The sequence below is a fragment of the Chitinophaga chungangae genome (assembly GCF_017742215.1).
GTDB classification, from domain to species: Bacteria; Bacteroidota; Bacteroidia; order Chitinophagales; family Chitinophagaceae; genus Chitinophaga; species Chitinophaga chungangae.
This window is the reverse complement of record NZ_JAGHKP010000001.1, coordinates 297,187-323,674: the sequence shown is the minus strand read 5'-3', so window position 1 is coordinate 323,674 and position 26,488 is coordinate 297,187. Positions and strand designations below refer to the sequence as shown.

At 53.5% G+C, this 26,488-nt stretch carries 25 protein-coding genes; 14 read left to right on the top strand and 11 right to left on the bottom strand.

Translation table 11 applies throughout. From position 1 onward, the window contains the following. Nucleotides 1-23 precede the first annotated feature (23 nt). From J7I43_RS01415 to J7I43_RS01400, 4 genes are all read right to left on the bottom strand, one after another. Entirely contained in the window at nt 24-3,380 is a 3,357-nt protein-coding gene (locus J7I43_RS01415) for a SusC/RagA family TonB-linked outer membrane protein (RefSeq protein ID WP_209142498.1), read from the bottom strand. Between the two features lie 354 nt (nt 3,381-3,734). Next, a complete protein-coding gene (locus tag J7I43_RS01410; protein WP_209142496.1) occupies nt 3,735-4,427 on the bottom strand; it encodes a FadR/GntR family transcriptional regulator in 693 nt (230 codons plus the stop codon). 48 nt (nt 4,428-4,475) lie between these two features. Continuing rightward, nucleotides 4,476-4,970, bottom strand: coding sequence for a cupin domain-containing protein (locus tag J7I43_RS01405; protein WP_209142494.1), 495 nt, complete (start codon nt 4,968-4,970; stop codon nt 4,476-4,478). 38 nt (nt 4,971-5,008) lie between these two features. Continuing rightward, the gene (locus tag J7I43_RS01400; protein WP_209142492.1) at nt 5,009-6,175 is read right to left on the bottom strand and encodes a PepSY-associated TM helix domain-containing protein; all 1,167 of its coding nucleotides are present in this window, start codon (nt 6,173-6,175) and stop codon (nt 5,009-5,011) included. Between the two features lie 131 nt (nt 6,176-6,306). Between J7I43_RS01400 and J7I43_RS01395 the strand changes: the two genes are divergently transcribed. The 4 genes from J7I43_RS01395 (at nt 6,307) to J7I43_RS01380 (ending at nt 9,376) form a co-directional block, all read left to right on the top strand. After that, a complete protein-coding gene (locus tag J7I43_RS01395) occupies nt 6,307-6,678 on the top strand; it encodes a hypothetical protein (protein ID WP_209142490.1) in 372 nt (123 codons plus the stop codon). Nucleotides 6,679-7,200: 522 nt separating this feature from the next. Beyond that, complete coding sequence (locus J7I43_RS01390; RefSeq protein ID WP_209142488.1) at nt 7,201-7,791, top strand: TetR/AcrR family transcriptional regulator; 591 nt, start codon at nt 7,201-7,203, stop codon at nt 7,789-7,791. Nucleotides 7,792-7,816: 25 nt separating this feature from the next. Continuing rightward, entirely contained in the window at nt 7,817-8,068 is a 252-nt protein-coding gene (locus tag J7I43_RS01385; RefSeq protein ID WP_209142486.1) for a hypothetical protein, read from the top strand. 36 nt (nt 8,069-8,104) lie between these two features. After that, entirely contained in the window at nt 8,105-9,376 is a 1,272-nt protein-coding gene (locus J7I43_RS01380; protein ID WP_209142484.1) for an MFS transporter, read from the top strand. A gap of 51 nt (nt 9,377-9,427) precedes the next feature. On the opposite strand, the gene J7I43_RS01375 is transcribed toward J7I43_RS01380, so the two are convergent. After that, the gene (locus tag J7I43_RS01375; RefSeq protein WP_209142482.1) at nt 9,428-9,823 is read right to left on the bottom strand and encodes a VOC family protein; all 396 of its coding nucleotides are present in this window, start codon (nt 9,821-9,823) and stop codon (nt 9,428-9,430) included. Between the two features lie 188 nt (nt 9,824-10,011). On the opposite strand from J7I43_RS01375, the gene J7I43_RS01370 reads away from it, so the two are divergent. The 4 genes from J7I43_RS01370 (at nt 10,012) to J7I43_RS01355 (ending at nt 13,199) form a co-directional block, all read left to right on the top strand. Then, complete coding sequence (locus J7I43_RS01370) at nt 10,012-10,638, top strand: TetR/AcrR family transcriptional regulator (RefSeq protein ID WP_209142480.1); 627 nt, start codon at nt 10,012-10,014, stop codon at nt 10,636-10,638. Nucleotides 10,639-10,677: 39 nt separating this feature from the next. Continuing rightward, nucleotides 10,678-11,994: an ABC1 kinase family protein gene (locus tag J7I43_RS01365; protein ID WP_209142478.1), complete on the top strand. Its 1,317-nt coding sequence runs from the start codon at nt 10,678-10,680 to the stop codon at nt 11,992-11,994. Nucleotides 11,995-12,109: 115 nt separating this feature from the next. Then, nucleotides 12,110-12,706, top strand: a complete 597-nt coding sequence (locus J7I43_RS01360) for a zinc-ribbon domain-containing protein (RefSeq protein WP_209142476.1) — start codon at nt 12,110-12,112, stop codon at nt 12,704-12,706. A gap of 94 nt (nt 12,707-12,800) precedes the next feature. Next, complete coding sequence (locus J7I43_RS01355) at nt 12,801-13,199, top strand: hypothetical protein (protein WP_209142474.1); 399 nt, start codon at nt 12,801-12,803, stop codon at nt 13,197-13,199. A gap of 64 nt (nt 13,200-13,263) precedes the next feature. On the opposite strand, the gene J7I43_RS01350 is transcribed toward J7I43_RS01355, so the two are convergent. The 3 genes from J7I43_RS01350 to J7I43_RS01340 are packed head-to-tail and all read right to left on the bottom strand — an operon-like array spanning nt 13,264 to nt 20,320. After that, nucleotides 13,264-15,582, bottom strand: coding sequence for an arylsulfatase (locus J7I43_RS01350; RefSeq protein ID WP_209142472.1), 2,319 nt, complete (start codon nt 15,580-15,582; stop codon nt 13,264-13,266). A gap of 25 nt (nt 15,583-15,607) precedes the next feature. Beyond that, entirely contained in the window at nt 15,608-17,077 is a 1,470-nt protein-coding gene (locus J7I43_RS01345) for a SusD/RagB family nutrient-binding outer membrane lipoprotein (RefSeq protein ID WP_209142470.1), read from the bottom strand. A gap of 21 nt (nt 17,078-17,098) precedes the next feature. Next, nucleotides 17,099-20,320: a SusC/RagA family TonB-linked outer membrane protein gene (locus J7I43_RS01340; protein ID WP_209142468.1), complete on the bottom strand. Its 3,222-nt coding sequence runs from the start codon at nt 20,318-20,320 to the stop codon at nt 17,099-17,101. 561 nt (nt 20,321-20,881) lie between these two features. On the opposite strand from J7I43_RS01340, the gene J7I43_RS01335 reads away from it, so the two are divergent. From J7I43_RS01335 to J7I43_RS01325, 3 genes are read left to right on the top strand one after another with little or no spacing between them, the layout of a single operon-like run. Continuing rightward, complete coding sequence (locus tag J7I43_RS01335) at nt 20,882-22,015, top strand: FG-GAP repeat domain-containing protein (protein ID WP_209142466.1); 1,134 nt, start codon at nt 20,882-20,884, stop codon at nt 22,013-22,015. A 2-nt stretch (nt 22,016-22,017) separates the two neighbouring features. Further along, entirely contained in the window at nt 22,018-22,446 is a 429-nt protein-coding gene (locus tag J7I43_RS01330; RefSeq protein WP_209142464.1) for a hypothetical protein, read from the top strand. Further along, nucleotides 22,447-22,968, top strand: a complete 522-nt coding sequence (locus J7I43_RS01325; protein ID WP_209142462.1) for a DinB family protein — start codon at nt 22,447-22,449, stop codon at nt 22,966-22,968. A gap of 190 nt (nt 22,969-23,158) precedes the next feature. On the opposite strand, the gene J7I43_RS01320 is transcribed toward J7I43_RS01325, so the two are convergent. Further along, a complete protein-coding gene (locus J7I43_RS01320; RefSeq protein WP_209142460.1) occupies nt 23,159-24,325 on the bottom strand; it encodes an acyltransferase family protein in 1,167 nt (388 codons plus the stop codon). A gap of 101 nt (nt 24,326-24,426) precedes the next feature. Here J7I43_RS01320 and J7I43_RS01315 point away from each other — a divergent pair, with 101 nt between their 5' ends. Then, nucleotides 24,427-24,666 carry a DUF4342 domain-containing protein gene (locus tag J7I43_RS01315; protein WP_209142458.1) on the top strand — a complete coding sequence of 80 codons (240 nt, stop codon included), beginning with the start codon at nt 24,427-24,429 and terminating at the stop codon, nt 24,664-24,666. Between the two features lie 19 nt (nt 24,667-24,685). After that, the gene (locus tag J7I43_RS01310; RefSeq protein ID WP_209142456.1) at nt 24,686-25,069 is read left to right on the top strand and encodes a ribosomal maturation YjgA family protein; all 384 of its coding nucleotides are present in this window, start codon (nt 24,686-24,688) and stop codon (nt 25,067-25,069) included. Between the two features lie 12 nt (nt 25,070-25,081). Here the strand turns inward: J7I43_RS01310 and J7I43_RS01305 are convergent, their stop codons facing one another. Further along, entirely contained in the window at nt 25,082-25,354 is a 273-nt protein-coding gene (locus tag J7I43_RS01305; RefSeq protein WP_209142454.1) for a hypothetical protein, read from the bottom strand. A 165-nt stretch (nt 25,355-25,519) separates the two neighbouring features. Between J7I43_RS01305 and J7I43_RS01300 the strand changes: the two genes are divergently transcribed. Next, nucleotides 25,520-25,909 carry a hypothetical protein gene (locus J7I43_RS01300; RefSeq protein WP_209142452.1) on the top strand — a complete coding sequence of 130 codons (390 nt, stop codon included), beginning with the start codon at nt 25,520-25,522 and terminating at the stop codon, nt 25,907-25,909. Nucleotides 25,910-25,949: 40 nt separating this feature from the next. Here J7I43_RS01300 and J7I43_RS01295 read toward each other — a convergent pair whose 3' ends face one another. Continuing rightward, entirely contained in the window at nt 25,950-26,348 is a 399-nt protein-coding gene (locus tag J7I43_RS01295) for a c-type cytochrome (RefSeq protein ID WP_209142450.1), read from the bottom strand. Nucleotides 26,349-26,488: the final 140 nt, after the last annotated feature.

Here is a 26,488-nt window from a genome sequence, read left to right as displayed (position 1 = left end):
CGGTTTCATAATGTTTTTTTCGATTAGAACCGGAGTGTTGCGCCAAGTGAGAACTGCCTGGGCCTCGGGTAGCCGATCGCATCGAAGCCGGTGTAATTCTCAGGATTGATGCCGGTGTATTTCGTGAGATAGCCCACGTTGAATACGCTGGCGAACACGTTCATGCCGCTGGAGCCGATCTTGCGCATCCATACCGCCGGCAGGTCGTAGCTGAGGGTGATCTCTCGGAGGGCCAGGAAATCGCCTTTCTCGATCATCGCGGATACGTCGGAGGAATAGCTGTTGTTCACGCCCAGCGGTGTATTGCGGAGGTAGTTACGTTGACCGAAATCATAGTCCGCAAAAGAGAAGCGTGCATATTTTTTACCCGCGTCGCCTGATTTCTGCCAGATGTCCGGCCCCAGCGCCTGCTCGGGAGCGCCTTCGTTGAAAGCGCGGCCCTGGCCCAGCGAGCGCGCAAGCGCACCGTTGCTGATCATATGGCCCATCGCGTAGTCCAGGGAAACGCGGAGTGAAATGCCTTTGTAGCTGAAGCTGTTCTGCCAGCCGCCGATCTTGTCCGGTGTGCGGTAACCCATGAATACGAGGTCTTTGGTGTCTATCAGCCCGTCTTCGTTCAGGTCCGCGAAAATGAAGTCACCCGCGCGTTTGCCTACTTTCTGGCCTTCGGGGGAAGACATCATGTCTTTATGCGACTGGTTCCATTTTTCCGCTTCTTCATTGGTGGCGAATACGCCTTCCACTTTATAGGCCCAAAGCCCGAACGGTCTTTCACCTTCGGCATAACCGCCTGCTTCCACTTCCTTGCCCTGTACGGGGTCCCACACAGGCGCGCCGTTCTGGCGGTTCTTCTCGCGGCCGTTGTCCGGCAGTTCTTTGATCAGTTGTTTGTTGTAAGCAAAAGAGAAGTTCGTGTTCCAGGTGAAATCGCCTTTCTTCAGCACCGTTCCCCCGATCTCAACTTCCCAGCCGCTGTTCTGCAACGAACCGTTGTTGTATACGATAGACGGGAAAGGAGCTTCCGAAGGCAGCGGCATGCTGGCCAGCCTGTCTCTCGTGAGTTTGTTATACCAGTCCACCGTCACGTTGATGCGGTTCTCGAAGAAACCCGCTTCTATCGCAACGTCCATAGACCTTGTACTTTCCCATTTCAGGTCGGGATTGCTCAGGTTGCTGCGCACGATGCCGGAGCCCAGCGCATAATTCACGCCGGAGTATCCGCCGTAAGTGTCTGTGAGAAGAAGACTGTTGTCTCCAGCAACGCCCCAGCTGGCGCGCAGCTTGAGGGAACTTACAGGTTTTACGTTCCAGAATTTTTCACGGTGAATGTTCCATGCTGCTGACACGGAGGGGAAGTAAGCGTATTTGTTACCCGGCGCGAAGTTGGAAAATCCGTCGTAACGCAGGGTAGCGCCCAGGATATATTTTGACTTATAATCGTAGTTCACCTGCCCGAAGAAGCTGGCGGAACGTTCTTCGATCAGCTCGGTACCGAAGTCTGTTACGTTGGTCACCGGTTTGCCCTCTATGGAAGTCATCGGCGGCTCTTCGATCGTATAAATGTAGTCGTTGGCTGCGCGCTGCGAACCGATGTTGATCTTGCTGTTATTTTCCTTGGTGAAGTTAAAACCGCCCAGCACCGTGAAATTATGACGGTTCTGGAAAGAGAAATCGTATTGCAGCACCTGGTCTATCATCAGCTGACGGTAGTTGTCGGTCTTTTCACTCTTTTGGCGCTGCGTGGAAGGCTGCACCTCGTCTGCCGGTGTTTTCTTACGCATGAACATATAACGGTAGTCCTGCAACAGGTAAGAAATAGACGGCCTGTAGTGCAGTCCTTTGGTGATCGTCCAGTCGCCGGCGAGGCGGGACACGAGGCGTTCCGTGGAAGAGCGCACATCGTCGTATTTGATGGTATGCAGGCGGTTGCGGGCTGAATACAGCTCGCCCACCGCGGGATTGCCGTCGTCTTTCATGATGCGGATCAGCGGCGTGAGACGCGTGCCACGCGTGAGCTCATTCGTGAAGTTCTCCACGTAGTTCGGCAGCACGTTCTGGTAGTTGATAGACGCGTCTATTTTGAAGTTCTCGGCCGCCTGGAAACCGAAGTTGCCGAGCACGTCGTAACGTTTATATTTTGTGCCGATGAAAATGCCCGCCTGGTCTGTATATCCCAGCGATACGTTATAGTTGGCCTTGTCGGTGCCGCCGTTTACGGCCACGTTGGTATTGTTGGTAAGACCGGTATTCCAAAGCAGGTCCTGGTAATGGTTGTCTGCATACAGCAGCTTCGTACCGGGATTGATAGGATCGTCCATTACCATCCAACCATTGGCGAGGAGATTGTCCACGTATGCCTGGCCTTCAACTGCCACGATATTGTCGTACAGCGCGGTGAGGTTTACGTTTTTGCCATACTGGCCCGGTTCGGTATACACACGGGTGCCCGCGGAAAAACCGCCGTTGTTCAGCAGGTTGTCTTTCTTGAGAAGGTCGTCCGTGTTTTGAACGGTGGTACGCGCGAGGCGGAGATAATCTGTGGCGTTGAGATACTTATAATCGCGCGCTTTGGTTTCCCAGGTGGTGCGGTGATTGATGGAAAGGTTCATTTTCGAACCGAACTTCCCTGATTTTGTTTTGATCACCACTACGCCGTTGGCGCCTCGTGCGCCGTAAATGGCAGTGGAAGCCGCATCTTTCATCACCTGGATGGATTCGATGTTGTCCGGGTTCACGTCGTTCATGGAATTGCGGAACACGCCGTCGATCACGAACAATACGTTGCTGCCCCTGTCTACAGACGATACATTGCCGCCGGAAGTGCCTTGTCCGGAACCATATACGTTGAGTTTGGTGCCGCCGCGGATAATGATGTTGGCGGCGCCTGCGCCCGGCTGGCCGGACGAGATGGGAAGAGACACGCCCGCGATCTTACCCTGCATGGCCTGCACCGGGTTGGGATTCGAGGTGTTCTTCAGTTCGTCGGCGTTCAGCTTCGAGATGGAAGCGGAAGTTTTGGTCCGCGATTGCTGCATATAGCCCACTACAACTACGTCTTCAAGCGTCCGGTTGGAAGAGGCCAGCTGAACGTTGATAACGGATTGCCCGTTCACGGGCACTTCTTTGGAAACGAAGCCCATGCTGGAAAAAACCAGTACTGCGTTGGAAGGCGCGGCAATGCTGAAGCTGCCTTCCGCCCCGGTAAAAGCGCCTTTGGTGGTGCCTTTTACCTGCACGCTTGCAAACTCGATGGCTCTGCCGGTAGAATCGGTGATCTTACCGGTAATGGTGGTTTGAGCGCCTGCCAGTTGCGGCAGGAAGATGATGAAAGCGGCAAGCAGCAGCCTCCATAATGAAGGAATAGATTGGATCAGGTTCATAACGAATCACTGTTTAGACAGTAATGGAATTGATTGCTACAAGATTTGTTGACTGTTGATGGCTAAGTTGACTATTGTAGATATGTCCTACATATATCAAATGTAGGGCAAAATATTCCAATCTTCAAAGAAATTTTTGAGGAGGCGGGCCGATTGATAGAAAAATATCCGTGAAGGATGGAGAGTTAACGTAAGGGGGTAAAATATTAAAGACCGTTGATGTGGTTTAAACAGGGGTAACATTTCCCGGGAAAGACGCGGTTACGCAAATGAAAAGCAAAAAAACGCCGGCGCGAATCCGATGCAGGCGATGAAAAACAAATCCGGCGGGCATTTCCGCCCGCCAGCCGTTAACTATTTTAACTTGTTGAAATGCGGTTTCAGATGTTCCAGCATGCCTTCGCGGAACTCTTCTTTCGTGCCGTCTTTCAGGATATTCACGAGGTCGATGTGCGACACCTTGCCGATCTGCGGTACTTTTTCAAGGCTGATCACATACCCGAAAATGGGAAGCAGCATATTTTGGAACCGCATGAGCGTTTCGTTGCCGGTCATCTGGTAGATCTTGCCATGGAAAGCGATCTCGTTGTTGATGCGGAAAGCCTGTCCTTTCCCGCCGCCATCCTGGCTTTTGGCGATGGCTTCCAGCTCGGCGATGTCCTTTTTCTTTTTGCGCAGGTAAAGAATGTCCGCCAGTCCCATTTCAAGCGTAAGACGCAGTTCGAATATATCCTGCAGCGTGCTGTCGTCGATAATGAGCGGGTCCAGCACCCGTTCGAAAGAACCGAGAATGTCCGGCGTGGAGAGGATCATGCCGCGGCGTTTTTTTGTTTCGATCATGCCCAGCATGCGCAAACGGCTGAGCGCCTCGCGCACCACGTTGCGGCTTACGCCAAGCGCGTCCGCCAGTTCCAGCTCCGACGGCAGGGCATCTCCGGGTTTAAACAATTTCTTTTTGAGGTAGTCGCGCAATTCCTTTTCCACCACATCGGCCATAGTGCGCTGCGAGATGGGCCCCAGATCTTTGATCAGATCAGTTTTTGCCATTGGGTTTTGTATTTTGTATAAATGTAGAACAAATTAATGAATTGCCCGTTACGATCTTGTCAATAAAGCGATCAGCCCTGCATGTTGGGGAAAAAGGCCGGAGAGCTCTTCCCTTCCCGCCAGTTCGAAGTCGGCAAAGTCGAAACCTGGCGCCACCGTGCATCCTACCAGCGCGAAACCGCCTGTTTCCTCCACGCACGAAGCGAACCAGCTGCCCGCGGGAATCACCAGCTGCAGCTGCTCTCCCTGGCTGTAATCCCTGCCCAGCCGGTGCACTTTCAGCAGCCCGTCCGGCGTGATCTCGTAAATATGAAGGGTGATGCCATCGTAAAAATGCCACATTTCATCGGAAGCGATGCGGTGAAAAGCGGAGAAATCGCCGTCTTCCAGCAGGAAATAGATACCCGTGGAAACATTGCGCGGTCCTTTGAAACCTGCGGGCTCAATAACGGCCGCCGCACGGTAGGTCTCGCGGAAAGAACCTCCTTCCACATGTTTGTTCAGTTGCAAAGTGTCCCGCCAGTAAGCCGCTGTTGTTTTCATGAGCTAAACATACAGCGTTTTTGGGATTTCTGCTACAACTATGAAGCCACCGCCATTTTCTGCCGGAGTTTTTTCTGCGCTAGGGGTTTCTTTTTCCGCCTTCCCCACCAGATGTATACCCCGGTAACGGGCAGGCTGGCGCAGATCAGGCTGGCGAAAAACATCAGCAGCTTCCCGGCAAAGCCCCACACGGCGCCGGTATGCACGTCGTAGTTCATGCGGCGGAATTTATCGCCCATGCTTTTGTTCTCGTAGGTTCCGGCATAAGGCCCTTTGGCTTCAAGGGGTTTGAGGGTGTATTGGTCGAATTCGTAATTGTCCGTTTTATAATAGGTGCCGGGCCGGTAATTGATCGAAACGCTCAGCGGGGCCTGCGGGCCTTCGCCGAAATAAACGGATGTGCCCGCGCCTGCCGGGGCCTGCTTGCGCACCCGCTGCCAGGCCATGTCCGTAGCCTGTTGCAGCGTGTACGGCCTTTGCTGCACGGTAGTGTCAGAAACGGGATATACCGCGTCGCTGAGCGATTTGCCGCCGGTAGTAGCGTAATACAATGAATTGCTCCACCATTCGAAACCCCATACCAGCCCGGTGATCACCAGCACCAGCGCTACGGCCATGGCGTAAAAACCGAGCACGTTGTGCAGGTCGTAATTGAGGCGGCGCCACTTCGCATTCCACTTGATGGAAAAACGCTGTTTGCGCGCGGCTTTATTTTTCGGCCACCAGAGCACCATGCCGGTCACCAGCATGATAAAGAAGATCAACGTGGCGTACGCCACGACAGGCTGACCGATCTCATGCGGCAGCCAGAGGTAGAAATGGCCTTCGAGGATGATGCGGAAAAAATCGTCTTTGGCGTCCCACACTTTCAGCACGTCGCCGGTGTAGGGGTTGAGGAACACCTGGTAATAATATTCGGGATCGCCGCCGTAAAACTGTACCACGGTGCTGTAATCGGCGCCGCCGTAGTTGATCCCGTTGGCGGCTTTGCCCGGGAACTGCTTTTCGGCGATCGCCCGTAAGGCGGAAGGAGGCAGGGGCTGCACATCGGCCTGCGGCTGTTCGATATGGAAATACGACCCGGAAAAGATGCTCCGCAATTCCCACTCGAATGCCAGCAGGCACCCGGTGACGCTAATGATAAATACCACCAGCCCGGAGGTTAAACCGAGCCAGAGGTGTATTTTCCCTACTATTTTCTTCATTTTGTCTGTTCTGAGCTTTCGTAACAAAAGTCCGAAACACCTACCGGCCCGGCAACTCGCATCGGGAAAACTTTCATCGCATTCGGGAAAAATGCATTCACTTACAATATTTTCACTATATTTACTGTGCTTTGCGCCCTTTACTTGCCATATGTCTCCTTGCGGCCCTCGGCATGCAGTACGCCACCCGGCTTACCGGGTACGTGCAATGCGTGGTGACGACCTACATGGTGCAGCACACCGGACTTGCGGTGGATTGCGAATGTATCAGGCACCTGGCCGCCACATTTGGCGAAGATCAACCGGGGGACCGGCAAATGCAGGCGAAACCTGTCGTATTGAAGGTACAGGATTACGTGCCTGTCGCCTCCGAAACAGTCGTTTTGCCCCGGCTGCTCCCCTCCCGCCCCGAAACCGGCATGCTTCCCAGCCTGTACCGGTATACCGGGGCCAGCGCAATTTTCCACCCTCCCTGTGAGGCCTCTTCTTCTTTTTTTATTTAATCTTTAATGTAATCTTTTCACCTGACGGTTGGAAAACGTGTATCCGTACCAGTTTCCAAGACCATAACGGCTCATTTTAACCTGCCGCGGGTAAGATCACATCCGCATGCGGCCGCCGCATGGGAATGAACGATGCGCATGTACCGCTGCATTGTTCCACTGTGTGGCGGCTGCATGTTTTTCAAACCCGTTTTTTGAACATTGACGGGCGTTGCCTGTCCCGCCTGGCGGGGTCGTCGGCGCATGTTATACAGTCCCGGCGGCCGGTAAAACGGCCGTTATTTCCCGGTTGCCTGTCAAACGGTTTCCCGCTGGCGCTGCGTTTTCCGGAAACGCGGTTCCTGTCGGCGCCCGAAGCGGAAGCCGGGGACGGGTGACATGCCCGCAAAATAAACCGGGCGCGCGGGAAACCGGGCGCAAAGCATTACCGGGGCCGCCTTTTCACCAGGGCAGCCCCGTTTTTTTTATCCTGTGGAAAATAAATTTTATAAATAAGCGAACGCTCACTTATCTTTGTGCCCGATGCGTACGAGGGATGAAAATAAGATCTGCCTGCTCCACCAGAAAGCTATTGAGATGATCGTGCAGGAAGGGCTGGACGGCTTCGGGGTGAACAAACTCGCCAAAGCGGCCGGGGTATCTCCCGCTACCATTTATATTTATTTCAAAGATAGGGAAGACCTGATCGTGCAGGTATCGCTGCATGTATCCGACCGGATGCTCAAAGAAAGCCTTGAAGGGTTCGACCCCGAGATGAGTTTTGAGGAAGGTCTCCGCAAACAATGGCAAAACCGCGCGCGCTATTTCCTGAAAAACCCGATGGACGTGGAGTTTGTCGAAAAGATGCGGTATTCGCACCTCTACGATAAAATGGCCGTGCACCTGTACACCACTTTCAAGGAAGTAATGAGCAAATTCTACCAGAACGCAGTGGCGCGGAAACAGCTGATCCCGCTGCCGTTCGAAGTATACTGGGCTGTGGCTTTCGCGCCCCTGTACCAGCTCATCAAATTCCATACGCAGGAAAAATCCTTCGGGCATAAAAAATACACGTTCACCGAAGACACCATGGAACAAACGCTGCAACTCGTCTTAAAAGCGCTCAGACCGTAAATACCATATTTTTTAACCTGACCAAATGCTAACGACCATGCACATTGCTTATTCAACCGCCCCCGAAATACTGGTATTCCGTACCAATATCCGGTTCAAAAAAGACCTCCGGCAGATCGGCCCGGTGCTGGAAAAAGAGCCCGGCGTGCTGAAATGGAACGTAGACCGGGAAGACGCCGACAAGGTGCTCCGCATTGAAGCGTCCGCGCTCACGCCCGAAAAGGTCATTCAGCTCGTCAGCCGCGAAGGTTTCTTCTGCGAAGAGCTCCCGGGCTGAGGTTTAACAGATTCAACACACACTACGAAACATTTTATGGACACAACCACTGCTCCTAAAGAAAGGATCTTTTCCCGGTACCAGGTTTTTGTCATAGCCATCCTGGCATTGCTGCAATTCACCGTCATTCTCGACTTCATGGTGCTCAACCCGCTCAGCGAAATTTTGATGCGCAAGTGGGACATCTCCGCTTCGCAATTCGGTTTCGTGGTATCGGGCTACGCTTTCAGCGCCGGTATCTCAGGCATACTGGCCGCGGGTTTTGCGGACAAATTCGACCGTAAAAAAATGCTGATGGTATTTTACACCGGCTTCATCATCGGCACTTACCTCTGCGCCCTGGCGCCCAATTATCACATGCTGCTTGTGGCCCGCATCATTACCGGCCTGTTTGGCGGCGTGATCAGCGCCATCGGCATGGCCATCGTGGCAGACCTGTTCAGGCCCGAAACCCGCGGCCGCGTGATGGGCTTTATCCAGATGGCGTTCGCCCTCAGCCAGATCGTGGGCATTCCCATCGGCTGGAAACTGGCGCTGGCGTTCGAATGGCACGCTCCCTTCTGGATGATCGCCGTATTGGGCACCATTATGGGCGTGCTGATCGCGGTATACATGAAACCGATCACGGAACATCTTACCAAAAGAACGGAGAAAAACGCCTTTAAACATTTGTGGGACACGCTGCAGAACCGCCGCTACACGCTGGCTTTCGGCACCATGGTACTGATGGCCACGGGCGGTTACATGCTGATGCCTTTCGGCAACGCCTTTTCCATTCATAATATGGGCATCGACCCGAACGATATCACGGTGCTGTTCGTGGCCGTCGGCATCGCCAACCTCGTGTCCGCGCCGTTTATCGGCCGGTTTACGGACAAGCTCGGCCGCGTGAACGTATTTTATGCCGCCAGCATGCTCACGCTCGTAATGGTGGTGATCCTCACCCATCGCGGCATCACGCCGCTGTGGCTTGCGATCGTGATCAATTCCATCATGATGATCGGCGTATTCGGCAGGATGATCCCCGTGCAGGCGATCATGACTTCCATGCCGGCCATGCAGGACCGTGGCGCTTTTATGAGCGTCAACGCGTCTATCCAGCAGCTGGCGGGCGGCCTCGCGGCCGTGCTGGCAGGGCAGATCATCCACAAAACCGGCACCGGTTACCTGGAACATTACGATACGCTGGGTTTCGTGATCGTTGGCGCGCTCATTATCACCACCGTCATGATCTATTTGCTGAACAGGCAGATCACCGGCGAAAAAATGGACGCGGCGCCGCCGGAAAACGTGATGCCGGCGCATTAAGAAAAGATATTGGAGAAAAAGGAGCCGACCTGCAAAGATCGGCTCCTTTTTTTACGCGGTCTTGAACAGCGGGTTGTAGATCATTCCCAGCAGGTTGCCCCAGGGATCTTTCACCACCGCCACTTTCAACGGCCCGCCCACGCCTGTCGGCTCCTGGTGCGGCGTTGCACCGATAGACAGCAGGTGTTTGTAGGTTTCGTCGATATCGTCCACCCCCCACAACGTTTCCACCCCGCCCTGCCCGGGATGCGGCCCGCCGCTTTCCACCGGCTGAACGCCCAGCTCGTACCCGCCGATCTCGAACCCCACGTAAAAGGGCTCGTCGAAATAGGGTTGCGTGCCGAAAGCTTTGGCGTACCATTCTTTTCCTTCCCTGATATCCGTAACGCGGTAAATGGCTGTTCTCAGCCCTTTAAAATATTGCGGCATAAACATGATTTTTGTCATGCCGAATATACGCCGTTTTTCGTTGTGAAAAGTTTAACATATCCTCCAAAATCCTTAACCACACTTCATTTCAACTCGTCAAGAAAAATAAATCTGAACCGGTTCACGGCCGGTATGCAATGCTGCCGTAAATTTGTATAAATCCCTGGCCCGCTCCGATTTTTCATTGTTTTAAAACGATCTTCATTATGGAAAAGCACACTATCCGCGAAGCATACAAACGCTACTGGCTCGAAAACGGCAAAAAACCCGTTTCGGTGTACGCCCTTTGCAAGATACTCGACATTCCCGAAGCCGATTTTTACCTGCATTACAGCTCGTTCGACGCTGTGGAAGAAGATATATGGCTGGATCTTTTCGACCGCACCATTTCCCAACTGAAAACCGACGAGATCTACCAGCAGTATAATGCGCAGGAAAAACTGCTGGCGTTTTATTTCCTCTGGGTGCAGAAGCTGAAAGAAGACCGCAGTTACATCCTGCAACAGGCAGACCGTTCGCGCCTTCCCCTCAGCCAGCTCGGCCAGCTGAACTCATTTAAAAAAGTTTTTTACAATTACGCGTCAGACCTTATCAAAGAAGGTTACGCCACCGCGGAGATCAAGGAGCGGAAATTCATTTCAGACAAATACACGCACGGCTTCTGGATGCAGGCGCTGTTTGTGCTGAAATACTGGATCGAAGACAGCAGCGTGAATTTCGAAATGACGGACGCGGCCATCGAAAAAGCCGTGAACCTGAGCTTCCAGCTGATGCATTCCAATACGCTGGACAGCCTGCTGGATTTCGGAAAATTCATACTGACCAAAAAATAACCCGGGTTACACCAGGATGAAAAGGACAAACAATAACGAATGAAGGAACAGACGAACATTCCCACCGGCAAAGTGGAAAGAGCCGGGCGTTTTGTGACAACAGGGCTGAAAGTGGGCACTAATTACATCAAACACTACACGCGCAAACTGATGGACCCTACCATCACCAAAGAAGCGCTTCACCAGGAAAACGCCGAAGATATTTACGAGACCCTCAGCAACCTGAAAGGCAGCGCGCTGAAAGTAGCGCAAATGCTGAGCATGGACAGGGGCATGCTGCCCAAGGCCTACAGCGAACGTTTCGCGATGAGCCAGTACAGCGCGCCGCCGCTTTCCGGCCCGCTGGTAGTAAACACTTTCGTGAAAACGCTCGGCAAAACGCCCGCGCAGCTGTACGACAAATTCGACATGAAAGCCAGTAACGCCGCGTCCATCGGGCAGGTTCACCGGGCGGAGAAAAATGGTCAGCAGCTGGCCGTGAAGATCCAGTATCCCGGCGTAGCCAGCAGCGTGAAGTCGGACCTTCGCATCGTAAAACCTTTCGCCATGCGCATCGTAGGCATGAGTGAAGTGGACATGGACAAATATTTCGACGAGATCGAAACTAAACTGCTGGAAGAAACGGATTACGACCTGGAACTACGCCGCTCGCAGGAGCTTTCCGCCCGATGCGCGCACATCCCGAACCTCGTGTTCCCAAAATATTACCCTGAGATGTCGTCTGACCGCATCATTACGATGGACTGGCTCAACGGCAAACATCTCAAAGAATTTCTCGAAACCAATCCTTCGCAGGAAATACGCAACAGGATCGGGCAGGCGCTGTGGGATTTTTACCAGTTCCAGGTGCACAGCCTGCGCAAAGTGCATGCAGACCCGCATCCCGGGAATTTCCTGTTGCGGGAAGACGGTTCGGTCGGCATATTCGATTTTGGTTGCGTGAAAGAAGTGCCGGAAGATTTTTATGAGAATTATTTCCTGCTGACCGACAAAGAGGTGCTGAAAAACGAAGCCCGCCGCAAGGAAATTTACATGAACCTCGAAATGATCCACCCCAGCGATACGGAAAAAGAGATCACCTTTTTCTCCGGGCTGTTCCAGGAAATGATCCGCCTGATGACGCATCCTTTCACCGTGGAACGTTTCGACTTCGGCAACGAAGCTTATTTCAACGAGATATACGCTTACATGGATTATCTCGCCAACCTGAAAGAAGTGCGCGATTCGAAAGTAGCGAGGGGAAGCAGGCACAGCCTGTACATCAACCGCACGTATTTCGGCCTGTATTCCATGCTCAGCGACCTGAAGGCCGATGTGATCACCGGTCAGCAGCGCATCCGCGAACTGGCCAAATAGCCTGTTTTACCGCCCGTCAACTCACAACCCCGGCGAAGAATGCCCGGATGCCCGTTGCAGCATCCCGTTAATATCGTTATCTTCGTTTTACACCATACCCTAAATCCCATATACTATGATCATCTATGGCTGGAAAGCAACTCCCGTCGGCCACGAAGACCTTGGCGCAAAATGTTCCCACTGCGGAACGATGATGTCTGTCCAGGTATTTGTGTACCAGAAATACGCCCACATTTTCTGGATACCCGCATTCCCGCTCGGCAAAACCGGCGGTTCCGTCTGCACCCACTGCAAACAAACGCTCAAACCGAAAGAAATGCCGAACGACCTGAAACTCTCGTACGACAGTCTCCGTTCCCGCGCCAAAACACCCATCTGGACGTTCTCGGGCCTGATCGTGATCGGCCTGATCGTGACTTTCGGCATTTTTGCCGCCAGGCAAAGCGCCGCGGCCAATGCCAAAATGATACTGGCGCCGCAGGCGGGCGATGTGTACGAAGTGAAAGAAGCGCCCGGCAGTTATACGCTGTACAAAGTGGCGCGCGTTGCGGGAGACAGCGTGTACGTGCTGCATAATCTGTACGAAACCAACAAAAGCTCCGGCCTGGCGGACCTGATGAAAAAGGAATTTTCGCCGGAAGAGGAGGCATTTACGAAAAACGAACTGAAGGAATTGTTCGACAAAGGAACGATAGACGATATCAGGCGGTAAAGGCGCGGGCGTACCGCTCATCCTTTTTGGAGCCGGAGACTATGCTGATTGGCATAGCCTTTGGTATACCAGGTGGTATATAACCCGAATCAACATGAAAACGTTTATCCTGCCATTCATTTTCCTGGGAACTATCTTCTTCAGCTCGTGCACGAAAGAAACCAACGAAGTGGTGATCCCGAACCAGACCATCATCGGCAATGTATCCACGGATATGTGGCTGCTGAACACCGGCAACAATTCTTACCAGGCCACGCTCAATATTCCCGAGCTGGACGGCCAAACCGTTGAGCTGGATGCCGTGCAGGTGTACATCTCTTTCGGCTCCAACATCTGGGAACCGCTCCCGCAGGTGTTTAACGGCGTTTCGTACCTCTATTCGTACAGCCCCGGCAAATTGTACCTGGACACGCAGAACGCCACAGGTACGGCGCCGGTACGAATAACCGCCCCGCTCGATGTCAAGATCGTCATCATCAAATCTGATTACTAAAAAATTAAAAAAGGACTGTTCGGATGAGCAGTCCTTTTTGTTTAAGACGAGTGCAGGGTTTCCACTACTTATATTCTATCGTTACGTTCTTCAGGTCGCCGGTGAATTTAAATGGCGTTTGGTACCGGCCGGTTACGGGGGAATTCAGGTCCTGCCCCACGTCTATCGCATCTTTATAAAAACCGATGTACCGCGCTTCGGATTCTTTGATCGTACGCTCTCCCACTTTCACCCCGTCGATATAGATCGCTTCGGTGCCGCCGTCCACATCCGGCTTCTGCGGCGGTTTTACGCCATGCCCCACGGGACCGCCTTTGCCGGTGTAATGCAGCTCGAACCGCAGCTGGTGTTTGCCCGGCGCAAGGTTCGCCGGCGATTCAAGATGTTTCACGATGGAGCCCGTATTGTGCGCCACCTGGAACTTCCCGTCTTTCACGAACAGGCTCAGCCCTTCAAACTCGCTTCCCGTGGCGAACAGCACGCCTTCGTCCTGCGCGCTGCGGATATTCACTTCGGCCGTAATGGAAAACGATTCTCCCTGGAACTGCGGCCCGCTCATGGTAAGCAGCTGGTCTACGCCCGGGTACAGCACGATCCTGTCCGCCGTAAAGGCGCTTCTCTGCCTGCCGGCCGCGCCACGGCCCTGCGTGGCGTCTACCAGCGGGTACACGTTGTATTTCTGCGCTTCCGCGTCAAACAGCGCCTGCAGCTCTTTCAGCTTCTGGGGATGTTGTTTGGCCACGTCAATTCTTTCGTTGAAATCGTTTTTCAGATCGTATAATTCCCACACATCGTCTTCGAACTTCGTGCCTGCTTCGTGGAAAACAGATGCTTTCCAACCGTCTTTGTAAATGGCGCGTTTACCCCGCAGTTCGTAATACTGAACCGTATGCCGGTCCGGCGCGGCCGCGTCGTTAGCGGAATACACGAGGCTCGTACCTTCGAACGGCTGCTGTTTCACACCTTTGATGGTTTCCGGAACATTTGCGCCCGCAAAATCGAGAATGGTGGGCGTGATGTCCGTAACATGACCGTATTGATTGCGGATGCCGCCCTGCTCTTTGATCTTTTCGGGATAATACACGATCAGCGGGTTGCGGGTGCCGCCTTCGGCGTTGGCGTCGGTTTTCCAGAGGCGGAAAGGCGTATTGGTAGCCTGCGTCCAGCCTGCGGGCGCATCCATGAAAGAATGTTCGGTGCCGAATTTGGAAAGGTTCTTCGCCGCTTCGGCCACCTGTTTATCATCGTCCTGCCTGCTCACGTAACCGTTGAGGGCGCCGTGTTTCGGGCCATGACTGGAACCATTGTCGCCGATGATGGCGATAACGAGCGTGTTCCCGAAATGACCTGTTTCCTGCAAATAATGGATCACGCGGCTGAATTCATAATCGGTATGCGTCATAAAACCCGCATAAATTTCCATGTAACGCGCGTATACTTTTTTCGCTTCCGGGCTCAGGCTTTCCCATGGCGCCACCGTGGGGTCGCGGTCCGGCAGCACGGCGTTGGCGGGAAGAATGCCGAGTTTTTTCTGGCGGGCGAACACCTCTTCGCGGTACCAGTCCCAGCCTTTGTCGAATTTTCCTTTGTAAAGGTCGCTCCATTTTTTATCGACCTGGTGCGGGGAATGAATGGCGCCTACGGAGAAATACAGGAAAAACGGGTTCTCCGGCGCAATGGATTTCTGGTTGGCGATGTATTTGATCGCTTTGTCCGCCAGCAGCGTGGTCACGTGTTTGCCTGAATTGTCCGGCACCGCGACCTGGTTGTCATCATACAAATTCGGATAATACTGATCGGTATGCCCGAGATGCCAGCCGTAAAAATGGTCGAAACCGCGGCCCAGCGGCCAGCGGTCGAACGGACCTACGGAAGTGATCTCGTTCACCGGCGCAACGTGGTATTTGCCCACGATGTAGTTGTTGTAATTGTTTTCTTTGAGAATTTCAGTAACGGTGGCCTTATCCGCGGGCATCACCGCGTCGTAGCCCGGGTAGCCGAGCGATGCGTAGTTGAGATGCCCCATATGCACGGAGTGATGATTGCGGCCGGTGAGCAGCGCGGCACGGGTAGGCGAACAAACGCCGGTGGTGTGGAAGTTGGTGTAACGCAGGCCTTTGTTGGCAAGACTGTCCAGCATCGGCGTCTGCATCAGCCCGCCGAACGCGCTGGAGGTGCCGTAACCCGCGTCGTCTATCAGCAGCACGATCACATTGGGCGCGTTGGCGGGCGCTTTCTTTTTGGCGGGCCACCATTCCACGGATTCTTCCACCGTCTTGCCGATCTTTCCTTTAAATTCCGTTCCCCCGCCGTTTTGCGCGGAGGCGGTGAAACTGCCGAGCATGGCGAGCAGCAGCAGGTTTGTTTTTATGTTTCTGTTCATTTTTTCTTTTTTGTGAATGAATGATTTAGCGGTCCCACCAGAGCTTCGGCGTTTGCAGGTTGGAATTTTTCACCGGCAGTTTCGGGTTCAGGTTGGCTTCGCTGTTGGGATAAGCAAAACGGCGCGGAATGCCCCCGGTCGGATTGATGGCCGTTACGCCCCCGGTAGCAGGCGAAAGCGCGGGATAACCCGTGCGACGGTAATCCGTCCAGGCTTCGGGGTTCAGGAACAGCGCGATGTATTTCTGCGTGATGACCGTTTCCAGTTTCTGTTCGAAACTGCCAGCCAGCTGCACTCTTTTGCTGATGTAATCGTCCCGTTTTTCGGGCGTGGCAAATGGATCGGCCGATGAGGCCACTTTGTCGAAAGATGCGCGTACGGCCGTTTCCAGGGCTGTTTTAACAAGCGGGTCGTTTTCGTTGAGAATAAGCCGCGCTTCCGCTTCGATGAACTTCGCTTCGGGATAGCTGAGGATGGACACAGGGGAAATATTCCTGCCGTAATACGTCCGTTCCCCCGCAATGTTCGAAGCCGCCGAAGGCACGCCGGGCAATGCGCCCACATAGGTGTCCGCCGGAGCCGGTGCGGGCCGCGGCGCGGCAAACGCCGCTCTCCTGGGATCTACAGGCACAGCGGGCGGATTACCATTCAGCAGGTTCACGATATAAGCTCCCATGCCGTACCAGCCAGGCCTGCCGGCGTTCTGTGTGAACCATGGCGATGCCTGGTTGTTTGAATTACCGAACACGATGTCCAGGTCGCCGTCGTTGTTCCGGATGCCACGCCAGGTATTGCCTTCGTAAAGGAACTGCAGGGCTTCCTGCGCCGCCTTTTGCGCGTCGATGCCGGAGAGATGCAGGGCGTAGCGGGCTTTTAAGGTCCATGCCGCGGCCGTCCACTGTGCAACATTTCCGCCATACACGAGATCCTCTTTCCCCGGCGCAATGCCGCCGGTTTGCTGCAGATCCGTGACGGCCGCGCTGAGCAGCGCCTGTATCCGCGCATAAATGGCTTCCTGGCTTTCGTATCCCGGCGCCAGTATGTCCGGGTTCAGCGCTTCTTCGTACGGGATGTCTCCAAAAGCGTCGGTCAGCGTGCCCAGCGCCAGGGCCGTCAATATTTTCGCCACACCCGCGTACCGCGGCGCATTGGTGCTTTCCGCCTTTTTAACGATACGCGACAAATTGTTCAGCACGTTCGTGTAAGCCTTGCCCCAGGAACCGTCGAAGTTGCTGGTGGCGAAATCGTAACGGTCTTCGTTCACCGCAAAACCGCCGATGCCGCTGATGTATTGCACGAATACGGAAGTACGGAGCGAAAAATCCGCCGCGTTGTTGTAAACCAGCGCCACTTCCGCGCTGGGCAGCATACCGGTCAGCGGTATGTCTGAAGGATTGTTTTTGTTGATATTGGCGTCTTCCAGCAAATTGCCGCAGGAACCGATCAACGGTATCGCCGCAAGCATTGCCAGCCTTCGCAATGTTTTTATTGTCATGACAGATCTTTTTACAATAGGTTAGAACGAAACTCTCAGCGCGGCGCCATAACTTTTGGTGGTGGGATAATTGAAGAAATCCGATCCGTAGCCGTTGGTAGAGCCTCCGCGCAGGTTCACGTCCGGGTCGCTGCCGGTGTAGTTCGTCCAGGTGATGAGGTTCCGGCCGGTGAGCGTCAGTTCCAGTTCAGACAGCCGCAGGCGCTGCACCAGGCTTTTCGGGAAACTGTAGCTCAGGTTCACATCGCGCAGCCGCAGCCACCAGAGGTCTTTTTCAATAAAAACCGAACCGTAGTTGATCGTGCTTTTATACCAGGCTTCACCCGGCACTACTTTGATGGTGTTCTGTTTGCCGCTGGAAAGGCCTACGCCGTCGAACACCACCTGGTCGTAACGGTTTTCCGTTTCTTTCGCCACCCCGTTGTTCACCATCTGCGCCAGCGTACTGTTGTAGATGTCGAAGTTCTGCCGGTTGTCCAACAAGAAAGAAAAACTGATGTTCTTATAACTGATCGTATTGCGCAAGCCTGCATTCCACAAGGGATTGGGGTCGCCGATCACGCTGGGTGAAGCTTCCGCGAGGGGCAGGCCGTAGTTGCCGTTAGGCCCGCCGTTGATCTGCTCCCGGTCGTCTATCAGCACCTTTCCTTCAGCATTGGTGCGAAGCGCACGGCCGTAGATCACGCTGAAAGCGTTACCCGGCGCAATGATCTGAGTGCCGCCGTTGGTGCTCATCAGCGAGATCATGCTGTTTTCTCCCGTCAACGCATGTACGAAACTTTTGTTATGCGCGAAGTTGAGCACGGCCGACCAGCGGAAGTTGCGTTTGTTCACCAGCACGCCGGTTACGATGGCTTCCACGCCGCTGTTGGTAATAAGACCGGCATTGGTAATGAAGCTGCTGTAACCGGTGGACGCGGGGATGCTCACGGGCAGTATCTGGTCGCGGCTTTCGTTTTTGTAATACGTCGCTTCCACGCCCAGTCTGTTTTTGAAGAACCATGCTTCCAGACCGCCTTCGTAAGAAGTGATCCTTTCCGGTTTGAGGCCTTTATTGCCCAGCGTAGCGTCAAGACTGTAACCTGCGAGGCCGTTGAACGGGAAATTCAGCGTTTGCCCCTGCGCAGAGCCGGTCACCGTGGTGGAGGAATAATACGTGCCGAGCGAATACGGCTGCGCGTCGTTGCCCACCTGCGCGTACGATGCGCGAAGCTTCAGGTAATCCAGCCAGGGCACGTCCCAGTTCAGCGATTCGTTCACGATCCAGCCGAGGCTTGCGGACGGGTAAAAGAAGGAGTTTTTCCCTTTGGCAAGTGTAGAGGTCCATTCGTTCCGTCCCGTAACGTTTAATATCAGCCAGTTGCGGTAATCCAGCTCGGCGCTGGCATAACCCGCCACCAGCCTGCGTTGCGTGGTCGCCTGCGTAACGTTGAAGGTAGACGCGTTGCTGATGTTCTCGAAGCCGGGCAGGTTGAGATTGTTGCCCTGGTTCACGGCAGCGTCCAGCTGGTGGTCGAAATAATTATGACCGGCGATCACTTTCAGGTTGAACCGGTTGGACAGTTTCCTGCTGGCCGTGAGGTAAAGATCGGTATTGATATCGCGGTTGAGGAACGTGTAATTCATGAGCACGCCCGCCGGAAACGCCACCGACCCTTTGTTGAAAAGGGCCATCCTTTTTTCGTTGTAGATGTCCGCTCCCACGCGCAGGGTGGCCGTGAGCCAGTCGAAAAGCCGGTAATTGGTTTCTTCCACCAGCACCACGCGGTTGTTGTTGTCGGTATGCGGGTTGTTGTTGAGGGACCAATATGGACCGTCGAACCCGAAAGTGCCGCCTGCATACGCGCGCTGGGAGCCGTCTTCGAAGGTGTACGAGCGCGGATCGTTGGCAGGGTCTTTCAGCCCGTTGGTGATGTCGAAATTCGCCGGCGTGTTCATCAGGCTTCGTAAAGCCCCGCCAGGCGCGCCTCCGGGCAGCATCCTGTTGCCTGAGCCGGTTTTGAAGTAGTTGGCGGACACGGAAAAGTCCAGCTTGTCTGAAGCCTGGAAAGTAGCGCCGAAACGGGCGGTGTTGCGGAAAAAGTCGGTGGTGGGCACAATTCCTTTCTGGGAAAGCCTTCCGAAGGAAAAATAATAACCGAACTTCTCCGTTTTGCCGGTTACGCTTACGGAATTGTCGTTGGTATGGCCGGTTTCAAAAAAGTTGCCGATGTTGTCGTAGCGGTTCACCGGAATGCCGTTGGAGGTAGGGTCGCTCTTGCCTACGATGGCGCCGTTCACGTCCCATTTGCTGGGCGTCGTGCTGTAGGTAAGCGTGTCCAGCAGCGGCCCCCAGCTGTCTTCCGAGCCGTTCTGCCCCGGCGCCAGGTATTTTTTTCCGAAACCCTGCGCGAATTTCCGCTGCAGCGGCTGCAACCGGCGTGCGATGTTTTCGAAAGTAAGACTGCTGTACAGCGATACTTTTAATTTCCGCGGCTCCTTCCCGCTGCCGCCCTTTTTGCTGGTGATCACCACCGCCCCGTTAGACGCGCGGATACCGTACAACGCCGCCGCAGCCGGGCCTTTCAGCACAGCAATACTTTCGATGTCGTTGGGGTTGAGGTCTACCGCGCGGTTCGACTGGTTCACGATCTGGTTGGCATTCTGGATCGCGAGGCCCGTGTTGGAATTATCGATGGGCATGCCGTCGAGGATAAACAACGGAGAATTTTCGCCCAGCACCGAAGCCGAACCCCGGATGCGGATGGTGGCGGAACCGCCCGGCTGGCCGCTGCTGGTGTTGATCTGAACGCCTGCCACCTTGCCGCTGAGGGCAGACACGATGTTGGGTTCTTTCGTGGCGGTTATCTCCGTTCCTTTTAAATTTTGTACGGAATAATTGATCGATTTTTTAGTGGTTTTGATACCTAAAGCCGTCACCACCACTTCATCCAGCTGCCCGATATTGTATTGCAGCACGATGGAAATATGCCGCTGGCCGTTCACCGGTACTTCGCGGGAATTAAAACCGGTAAAGGAAAATACCAGGTTCCCGCCATCCGGCGCGTTGATGCTGAATTTGCCGGAACTATCGGTGACCGTGCCGCGGGAAGTGCCTTTCACCGCTATGTTCACACCTTCGAGGATCTCTCCTTTGTCTGACCTCACCACGCCGGAAACCTGTTTCAGGGCAACCGACTGGGCGGAGGTTACGGTGGCGATGGCCAAAAGCATTTTGAGCCATAATAACCACTTAATTTTCATACGAATTTATTTATATTCGGTCCAGGTAATAAGGCGGCGGAAGAGCATTCAAATGCCCTCCTGCCATGATTTGCGTCAGCCTTTTTATACAGGCCGGTTATCGCTCCAACGATGCCGGCCATCTTTTTTATGAACGCTACGGACCAGCCCTGTCTGAGGGCATCATAAATTGATGTGCCATGATTTTTTTATATAGATAAGACAGAAAAAAACTGACGGGGATTCCGGTCAGCACATATCACAACAGCCACGGTTGACTTTGGCGGTTTCAAAAATAAAGGGCCGTTCAGCTAAAGGCCCTGATGTTGGTCTCATATGCCCAATGTTTACAATTCATGCAAAGCCAGTCTGCTCTCCCCCGCGCCAGCCAATACGCACGGGGGCTTGCGGAACAAAGATAATCCTATTATCCTATAAAACAAGTAGACTAATAGAAATTATTCATCGGGGCATTTACAGGGGGCAGGATGGTGCGGGTTGCCGGCGAAGGGATTTTTTATCTTCTTGTGTAAAGCCTGATTTTTATTTGTTATTTTAAGAGACCCTTAAAAAATTCCATGTATGAAAACATGCGCGGCCATTCTCACCGGATTATTGTTATTCTCCCAGTTCGCAGGGGCGCAGGTAAGTTTCAAAAAACATACGCTCCTCAACGTCTTTATTTCCGAAGGCGCCGCCACCGGCGATGTAAACCGCGACGGGAAAACGGACATTCTCGCCGGCTTTTATTGGTTTGAAGCGCCCGGCTGGAAACGGCACGTTGTGCATGCGGATACGCTAAATCATCTTCCCGGTTATTGCACCACGTTCCTGAATTTTTGTACGGACGTGAATAACGACGGCTGGCCCGACCTCATCCGTTTCGACCAGCCGGGCGATGTATGCGTGTGGTACGAAAATCCGCGCGGGAAAGAAGTCCTTTGGAAATCGCATCTCATTCTCGCCAACGCGGGTAACGAAACACCGATTTTTGTAGATGTGGACAACGACGGCAAAAAGGATATCATCTGCAACGATTCCCGCAACCGGCAGGTATTGTGGATAAAAGCGCCTTCCAAAAAAGGGGATACCGCCTGGACGAAACACATCATCAGCAACGACAGCCTGCTGGGCACCCATAAATACACCCACGGCCTCGGATGGGGCGATGTGAATAAAGACGGCCGCAACGATGTGATCATCCGCGAAGGCTGGTGGGAATCCCCGGCAAACGTAACACAGGAAAACTGGCGATTCCACCCCGCTGCACTCGGCGAAGAAGCCTCCAATATGTTCGTGCTGGATGCGGACGGCGACGGCGATATGGACGTAATAAGCGCATCCGCGCACAAATATGGCATCTGGTGGCACGAACAAAAATCGGACGGTTTCGTTACCCACGAGATCGGCAAACAGTTTTCGCAAACGCATTCCATGGCGCTGGAAGATATGAATAACGACGGTCACCCCGACCTCGTGACAGGCAAACGGTATTTCGCGCACAACGGCAAAGACCCCGGCGCGTTCGAGCCCGCCGTGCTGTACTGGTTCGAGTACAAACCCGGCAAAACTCCCTCCTGGACGCCCCACCAGATCGACGACAATTCCGGCGTGGGCAACAGTTTCACCGTCACCGATCTCAACAAAGACGGTTTGTTAGATATTATTACGTCAAATAAGAAAGGGGTTTATTATTTTGAGCAGGTAAAAAAGTAAAGATGGATACCGTCACTTTATACCGGCCTACAGGGTTAAAAGAACTGGAACTGATCGCCGCCGCCGGTTTCAGGGAGTTTCCGCCGCGGCTTTCGTGGCAGCCCATTTTTTATCCCGTGCTGAACCAGCCATATGCGGAGCAGATCGCGCTGGAGTGGAATACGAACGACGCAGGATCGGGTTATTGCGGGATCGTGACACGTTTTCAAATCCCGGCGGCGCTTTTCGCAAAATACAAAGTGCAGAACGTTGGCGGGGAGATCCACAACGAGCTGTGGGTGCCTGCCGAAGAACTGGCGGCATTCAACAGCGAAATACAGGGAAAAATTGAAGTCGTAAAAACTTTCCTGGGCGAAGCGTATGTACCGCCCGCCGACGCTTCGCTTGCAAAACTGATCACGTCTGTCGCAGACCATAAAACACATTCATAAATGGCCACACCCAACCGACCCGAAGTCTGGCAAAGAGGCCCGGTAGAAGGCATTCCCCTGCTGCTGCAACCCGTAGCGCATGCGCTGTTGCACGCTGGTGAAGAGCTGGACGCCCTCATGCAGGGCTTCGACGAAAACCTGCTGTGGGAAAAACCCGCGGGCGTTGCTTCGCCGGGCTTTCACCTGCAACATCTTTCCGGCGTGATAGACAGGCTGCTTACCTACGCTCGCGGGGAGACGCTTTCACCGGAACAAATGGAACTGCTCCGCCTCGAAAATGTAGCGCCGCAGCCCGGTCTCACCGTTCCCGCGCTCCTCTCCCGTTTCCACGAACAGGTACGGCTCGCTTTACAACAACTTTCCAATACAAACGAGGCCACGCTCACCGATTTCCGGGGCATCGGGCGCAAACAGGTGCCTACCAACGTGATCGGCCTGCTTGTGCATGCAGCCGAACATACCATGCGGCACATAGGGCAGCTGAACGTAACGGTAAGAGTATTGAGCGGTTTGTCGCGATAGGCCCGGAAACTGGCACGTTTCACCGCGTTTGTTTTGTTGTATTGCGATAGTTTTATCGGATTTTACGCAGCGCCCACCGGTCATCCTGATTTCCAGAAAGATTTTTCCAGGTACAAAACAGGGAAAGGATCTGTACAATTCCCGCTCAGCGAAACGATGCCGCTGGCGCTTATCAAAAGGATCGTGCGATTCAGGATTGCGGAACTGAAACCATAGCCGCCGCCTTCCTTCTTTCCAATACCCGCTGCCGGAGCTTCAGGAACGGCGCTTCCACGGTTTTATTCAGCACCCACGCCGCCAGGCCCGCTGCCAGCAGGCAAAGCACGAACATCACGTTGCCCTTCGGCTCCAGGCCCGCATCGATCAGCAGCGGCTGCACGACGTGGATCACGCCTTTGTGCAGCAAATACAGGGAGAAGGATAATTTAGCGACCAGCGCGGTAAAACGGCTGCTATACCTGTATAAAAAACAGGTCGGGCAAATGGCGGCCATTACCAGCAGGCCATACCCGGCAGACACTACCGGGTAACCAAAAATAGATGCAGAAAAACTCTTCTGATCGTCGCACAGGAACCAGGCGCCCGTTAACACCAGCAGCCCCAGCACCAGCACTTTATTGCCATGCTGAAAGATCTTTTCCTTCACCTTCGGCACAAATACGAACAACGCGGCGATCGCCACGCCGGCCAGCAGGCCGTCCAGGCGGTTGTAGGTCGGGTAATACATCTGTTTATACCAGGTAATACCGAAAGTAGCATTCCCCATATCCGGCACGATCAGCAGGTACCAGCTCAGCAACCGCGCCACGAAACCGAATAGCAGCACGCCCAGCAGCAGCCAGCCCCCGCTTTTCTGCACGCCGGAACGCGTTATCCCGATCAGCACGAGCGGGAACAGCAGGTAAAAATGTTCTTCCACGCACAACGACCACACATGCGAAAACGTACCGAAATTCTTTATGTCAAAACCAAAATTCTGTGTAAACGTGAGGAACTTCCAAAGCGGCGGCAACGCCTCCCTTTCATGAAACCCCGGGAAAACGAAATAGATGGCGAGCACCACCAGGTAAGCCGGGATGATCCTGAACACGCGTTTGATCATAAATTCCGGCATGGAAACGGATCTACTGGCGGCCATGCCCGCAAACAGCTGCGAAGAAATAAGATACCCGCTGAGCACAAAAAAGAGGTCTACCCCAGACCATCCGAAACCCATGATATCGTCGATCCACCCCGGGTGTTTGAACATCCGGATGTGGTAAAACAGCACCATCATGATAGCCAGCGCCCTGAGATGGTCCAGCCCGGCAAGTTTTCCGTGTTTTGCCGCGTGGGTTTCCGTTGATTGTGTTGTCATATCGCTCACCTGGTTTCGGTAAGAATAAAAATATATATTCCGGGGGAGGAATGCAATCCTGCGGTAGAAGGAAAAACTTAACTTTAGAAAAACTTCGTTGTATGAGTTTCAAGGAAACATTTAGCGCTCATGGCGAAAACCTCGTCAAAAAAGTAAAGGAGCTGATCGAGGAAGGGAATGTGCGGAAGATCTCGATCGCGGACAAAGACGGGAAAGAGATCATGAGCTTCCCGCTCACCATTGGCGTGGTAGGCGTAGTGTTCGCCCCGATACTGGCTGCCGTGGGAGCCGCGGCGGCGCTGATCGGCGACTGTTCCATCACGGTGGAAAGGGAAGCGTAATTTTGACAATCTTTCCCTGATGAAACTGCGCTTTAGCTGGCAGTACTTTGCGTTCACCGTGTTGATCTTTGTAACGGAAGTACTCATCGCCCTGTACCTGCACGATGATTTTGTGCGACCTTATGCCGGGGATTTTCTCGTGGTGATCCTGATCTATTGTTTTGTGCGGAGTTTCGTGCAGGCGCCGGTATGGCCGGTAGCGCTGGGTGTGCTGGCGTTTTCTTACCTTATCGAGGCGCTACAGTATCTGAATATCGTAAAACGCCTGGGCCTGGAACATTCACGGGCAGCCAACATCATCATCGGCAATTATTTCACCTGGCACGATATCCTCGCTTATACGCTGGGCGTGGGGTTTGTGATATTGATGGAGAAAATCCCCAGTCCTTTCCGGAGCATTTAAAGGATCTACCGCTCATTCCTGCATTTTTCTGAAATCCGTCTCTTTGCCCCAGCGGTCGTGCAACCGGAAAGCGGAAACGGTTTCGCCTTCTTTTTCAAGAATGGTGAACAGGTAGGTTTCTTCCCGCGCATAATTGAACGAAAATTCCAGGTAATCTTTCCCCTGTCGATTAAAAAAACGATAAGTGCCGAGCTTGTCTTCCCAGCTGAACGCACTGTTTTCCGGGAAGAATTGCAGCGAGGGGCGGTTTTGCCGGAAGGTGCTGTAAGCAGGATATAACAACATAACCGTGCCGCTTTACCGCAAAGGTAACGATACCAAAGCTTTCCTGCCGCTCGGATGGTCATTTCTGCTCCAGCCGTCTTTGTTTTCGAAAATGGAATAATAAACACGCGCCCCCCGCGTTATCATTGCAGAGTTATTACCGTATCGCATTAAACCCGTCAAATCATGCGCTCCCCACTGCCCGCCACGGCCATTATCGCTTTTGCGCTTGTTCTGTACAGCTGTTCGGCCATGCAGAACACCTTTTCGCGCAAAAACCAGGTGTACCAGCCGCCACGCATCGGGGCGGAACACCGTTTTGAAGACGGGCTGCGCAGGCAGAAAAACCCGGATAACCTCTTCAGCAAAAAAGAAAGAAAAGAAATGGAGAAAATGGGGATGATCACCGGTAAAGAACGCACCGCCCCCAACACCCGCATCACGCCCATGCAGGCAGACAGCCTCCTCACCGGCAAAACGCGCGATACCACGCAGGCCGCCCCGGCAGACAGCTCCCAGGTTATTCCCGCGGACAGTACCGCCCCGCACCCCACAGATACCACGCGCCGCCATTAAAAAAAAGATTTCCCGTTCAGAAAATCCCTTTGCAGCGTTGTTATTTTGCAGGAGGTGTTTTGAGCGGCTCCTCATTCCCACGGTGACAGGTGTAACAAGACACTTCCGCCACCTGGTGGCCTTTAAAATATTTTTTATTGATCCGCGCGGTCATACGCATCATGTCGCGCGCGATTTTTTTGTGGTCGTTTTCATCGCTGGCGAAATCCAGTTTTTTGGGATCGTCTTTACGCGGCGCATGACAAAAATTACATTTTACGCCCAGCGCGTCTTTAAATTCCCTCATTACTTTTTCAAGTTCTTCGTGGCTGGTGTTTTTGGGAAGCACCTTCAGGTTTTTAGCCTTTTCGTGCTGTTGCTGCTGCGGCAGCGAGAGTGAGCATAACGTGACTGACAGTACTATTGACCCCAATAATACCATGCTATTCTTCCTTTTCATAGTTCAGATTTGGTAAATAAGGTAATAAATTTTTTGAAACAGCTGTTCTTTTTTTTCCATGTGTGTACTCCCTCGCCTTTTCCCGATTGTCTTATCATAAAACAAACATTTCGTTCGACCCGCAAAACCGGCCTCCGTGG